Genomic DNA, 4112 nt, shown 5'->3' on the forward strand with positions numbered 1-4112 from the left:
AAGCCGAAAAAGCTTATTATGCTTCCAGTGCAAATAATGATCTGGCAGCCTGAGCTTCCGGACTTAAAACTCTCCAAGAAAACCGGGGCGGTTCAATCTGCGCGCGCAACTGGAAAAGCTGCGCCGGATGCTGTTCGGTACCCGCTCTGAAAAACTTCGCCGACAGGTGGAAGAGGCTGAAGCACTGCTGAAACTGCACGAGCAGGCGGGTGACCGTCACAGCGGTCGGGAAAACGATCAGCAGGTCCCACGCCAGCTTCGCCAGTCCCGGCATCGACGGCCACTTCCCGAACACCTTCCGCGTGAGATAAACCGCCTTGAGCCAGTGGAACCCGGCTGTCCAGAGTGCGGAAGTGACTTTAAATATCTCAGCGAAGTCAGTGCGGAACAGCTGGAACTGGTCGCCTGCGCACTGAAAGTTATCCGCACCGTCAGGGTGAAAAAGGCGTGTGTAAAGTGTGACTGCATTGTTGAAGCACCAGCCCCCTCACGTCCCATCGACCGCGGCATCGCCGGACCGGGCCTGTTGGCCCGGGTACTGACGTCAAAATACTGCGAGCACACGCCCCTGTACCGTCAAACTGAAATCCTGTCCCGTCAGGGCGTGGACCTGAGCCGGGCACTGCTCTCCAACTGGGTGGATGCCTGCTGCCGGTTAATGGCCCCGCTGAACGAAGCGCTGTGCCGCTACGTCATGGATACCCGCAAACTACATACCGACGATACCCCGGTGCCGGTGCTGTCACCGGGCAGGAAAAAGACGAAAACCGGGCGTATCTGGACGTATGTCCGCGATGACCGCAACGCGGGTTCATCAGACCCACCGGCAGCCTGGTTCGCCTACTCGCCGGACCGGCAGGGTAAACATGCGCAGCAGCATCTTCGCCAATATAATGGCGTGTTGCAGGCTGATGCATATGGCGGTTATGACCGGCTGTTCAGTGCAGAACGTGAAGGTGGTGCGCTGATCGAAGCCGCATGTTGGGCGCACGCCCGTAGAAAAATCCATGACGTGTACATCAGTACCCAGACGGCCACGGCAGAGGAAGCCCTGGAGCGCATCGGTGAACTCTACGCTATAGAGGAAGAAATACGTGGTTGGCCGGAAGCAGAACGGCTAGCAGTCAGGCAGGTTCGCAGTAAAACGTTGCTCAACTCACTCCATGAGTGGATGGTGGAAAAAAGTGCGATGCTATCAAAAAAATCCCGGCTGGGTGAGGCGTTCGCTTATGTGCTGAACCAGTGGGATGCGTTGTGTTATTACAGCAGTGACGGGCTTGTTGAGCCGGATAATAACACCGCAGAGCGTGCACTACGGGCAATCTGCCTGGGGAAAAAGAACTACATCTTCTTCGGTAGCGATCACGGTGGTGAGCGGGGCGCACTGCTGTACGGCCTGATCGGTACGTGCAAACTCAATGGTATCGACCCGGAGGCTTACCTGCGTCATATCCTGAGCGTACTGCCGGAGTGGCCTTGTAATAAAGTGGCGGATCTCCTGCCGTGGAATGTGGATCTTACCACTGAATAACCGTCAATACGGCGCTGCCTTTACGCTTACACATAATGTAATTCTGGCGTGGTTATCTGTCTCAGTTAATGTGGTTTGAAAAGGGCATTTATTGCGCGTGAGCGCGATCTTTATTGTGCGTCACTACAGCTACCGATGATCCCCTGAAGCAACTGCTTTTTTATAGTATCGGCTTGGCTACATCGATGAATAAAGGTCATGCCGTCACAACTGCTCCACCCAATTTCACTGAAAATGATAAACTGTCCCCCACACTGGATTTTTCTTTTTGTTGCCTCCAGTAACACCTGTGTTGCATTGACGAAATAAATGTCGATGAGGATCGCATCGTCCTCCCCGGGTTCGCATTCGGTCAAGGCCATCAGACGGTCCTTCGCCGTGCGCACGCTGATGTCCATTGAGTTAAGCATTGTTTTTAATCCGAGCACCCCAAAGGGGGAATCTCCGATAATAGATACGCTCAATTGCCGTTTCGTCTCCATGATATCCTTTTATGTATAGGGTGTGAGGCGGCAGATTGCGTTTTGGCGCCCTTTTGATTCATCAATACTAAATAGACAAGACATATCCAGCAGTAGTTATAACTATTTAATGACCATTCCATTTGCTCCGCCCGTAGAGCGAAGGCAAAATTTGCAAAAATGATTAACTAAATGCTTAAAATATCGTATCCATCGCATATCCCTTGTACTGAATATGTCTGATTTGTCTATTTTTTCCTTCGGATCGGTAGGTAAAGCGTCACCAAACTTCCTGACCCTGGATTCTTTTGTCAGCTCATACCAGTCAACGTTGCTCTGCTCGATTTCCAGCTCTATCAGCGCAGGCGAACCCCCTTTCTGTCGGATTGTAGTGGATCACAAAATCAGGACACCGGAATAACCTGCTTCCACCTTTCTTCATGCAAGCAAGGCACTAATCCACCATTGTTCGTATGAGGGCGGTGCACATTGTAATAACCATTTCTTCACTGGTTTATTTCGCGTACTGCGCAGCTAAAATCACCATAACCACCTTTCGGAAACCATTCACTTTTAAAGCGACGGAAGGTCGAGTCCGTCGAGGGGGTGTAAATTCAGTTACGGCTTTTCGGTCCGGTAATGGGCCTGTTATGCGCTGACTGGCAGCGCGTCGATTACTTCGGTTTCAGCGGTCTGTTCTATCTCCGCCATGCTGTGCTGCGGCAGGTAGCGGTTCTGCAGCAGCCATTCTTCGTTCTGCTCCGTCTTGACCACTCCCAGTAGCCGCATGATGCTATCTTCATTGGGGAAGATACCCACTACGTCGGCACGCCGCTTCACCTCTTTATTCAGGCGCTCCAGCGTGTTGGTCGAGTGGAATTTCACCCGGTGCGCTTCCGGGAAACCGAAGTACGCCAGCACGTCTGCTTCCGCGTCGTCCATCATCTCCGTGACCGCCGGGAAGCTCTTCTCCATCTGGGCCGCAACCTCGCGCCAGGTGGCATGAGCGCTTTTCTCGTCGGTCTGAACGAACACCTGCTGTAGCGCGGTACGAACCACCGACGGACTGGCGCTGCTGACGCGCCCCAGCATGTTGCGCATGAAGTGGACCCGGCAGCGCTCCAGCTGGTACAGAACACTTGCCGTATCGCCGCCTTCAGGCCGCTGTGCGAGTCGGAGATGACCAGTTTCACGCCTTCCAGACCCCGCTCCTTCAGGCTCAGCAGGAAGGCCAGCCTGAACGCTTTAGCTTCTGACTCACCGATGCACATCCCGATAATGTCCCGGCGTCCGTCCGAGTTGACCGCGCAGGCGATTATTACCGCCACGCTGACCACCCGGCCGTTTTTGCGCACATTCACGTAGGTCGCATCCAGCCGCAGGTAGGGCCATTTCCCTTCCTGTGGTCGCTGCAGGAACGCCTGCACACGCTCATCGATACCGCGACAGATGGACGACACCTGGCTCGGGAGATGCCGGTCATCCCCATCGACTGGACTAGCGCGTCGACCTTGCGGGTGGAGACGCCATTTATCCATGCCTCCTGGATAACCGCGTTCAGCGCCTTCTCCGACAGCCGTCGGGCCTCGCGGAAGGACGGGAAGTACGAGCCTTCCCGCAACTTGGGGATACGCAGGTCCAGCGTGCCGAGACGGGTGTTGTACTGATGGTCACGGTACCCGATAGCGGTGCTTAACGGGCTTACGTTTGTCAGTCTGCATTCCTGCATCAGCCACCGGCCTGCATCAACGCCACTCTGGCGCAGCATCTGGCTGATTGTTCGACTCCCTGCCGCACCACGACTCAGAGCATGAAATGCTCTCACTCGGCTTCTCAATTCAATTCTCTGCACATCAACGGGATGCTTCACCTGCGCGTAATAACGCTACGGTGAACCCCGAATAAATGACAAAGAACCCGCACAGACCACTTTGTTTTCAGCCGTGTGATTAGCGCGAAAGTTTTCCGGGAATTTCGCTCATCAGCACGGCAGCCTGCTTAAGTATTTCTTTTTCCATCTCAAGGCCCCCCCATGTCAGGGTAGTTGTCGCCTCCAACTGAAAAATCATCAGGGGGTTGGAGACGATATTTATGAAGACCTATTCACCCGAGCGTAAAGC

The 4112-nt window shown here is 54.2% G+C and carries 1 protein-coding gene and 4 pseudogenes; 1 reads left to right on the plus strand and 4 read right to left on the minus strand.

Annotated elements, in window-relative coordinates; genetic code table 11:
* Nucleotides 1-94: 94 nt before the first annotated feature.
* Nucleotides 95-1531 (plus strand): annotated as a pseudogene (gene tnpC, locus M2407_RS26115) (IS66 family transposase); the annotation flags it as partial.
* Nucleotides 1532-1641: 110 nt separating this feature from the next.
* On the opposite strand, the gene M2407_RS26120 reads toward tnpC, so the two are convergent.
* From M2407_RS26120 to M2407_RS26135, 4 genes and pseudogenes are all read right to left on the minus strand, one after another.
* Nucleotides 1642-2013, minus strand: a complete 372-nt coding sequence (locus M2407_RS26120) for a hypothetical protein (RefSeq protein WP_259220264.1) — start codon at nucleotides 2011-2013, stop codon at nucleotides 1642-1644.
* Between the two features lie 383 nt (nucleotides 2014-2396).
* Nucleotides 2397-2579: pseudogene (locus tag M2407_RS26125) on the minus strand (IS3 family transposase); the annotation flags it as partial.
* A gap of 61 nt (nucleotides 2580-2640) precedes the next feature.
* A pseudogene (locus M2407_RS26130) lies at nucleotides 2641-3673 on the minus strand (IS256 family transposase); the annotation flags it as partial.
* Nucleotides 3669-4016 (minus strand): annotated as a pseudogene (locus M2407_RS26135) (IS3 family transposase); the annotation flags it as partial. The pseudogenes M2407_RS26135 and M2407_RS26130, both read right to left, overlap by 5 nt.
* Nucleotides 4017-4112: the final 96 nt, after the last annotated feature.

It is taken from the genome of Serratia sp. BIGb0234, from assembly GCF_024809915.1.
GTDB classification, from domain to species: Bacteria; Pseudomonadota; Gammaproteobacteria; order Enterobacterales; family Enterobacteriaceae; genus Serratia; species Serratia liquefaciens.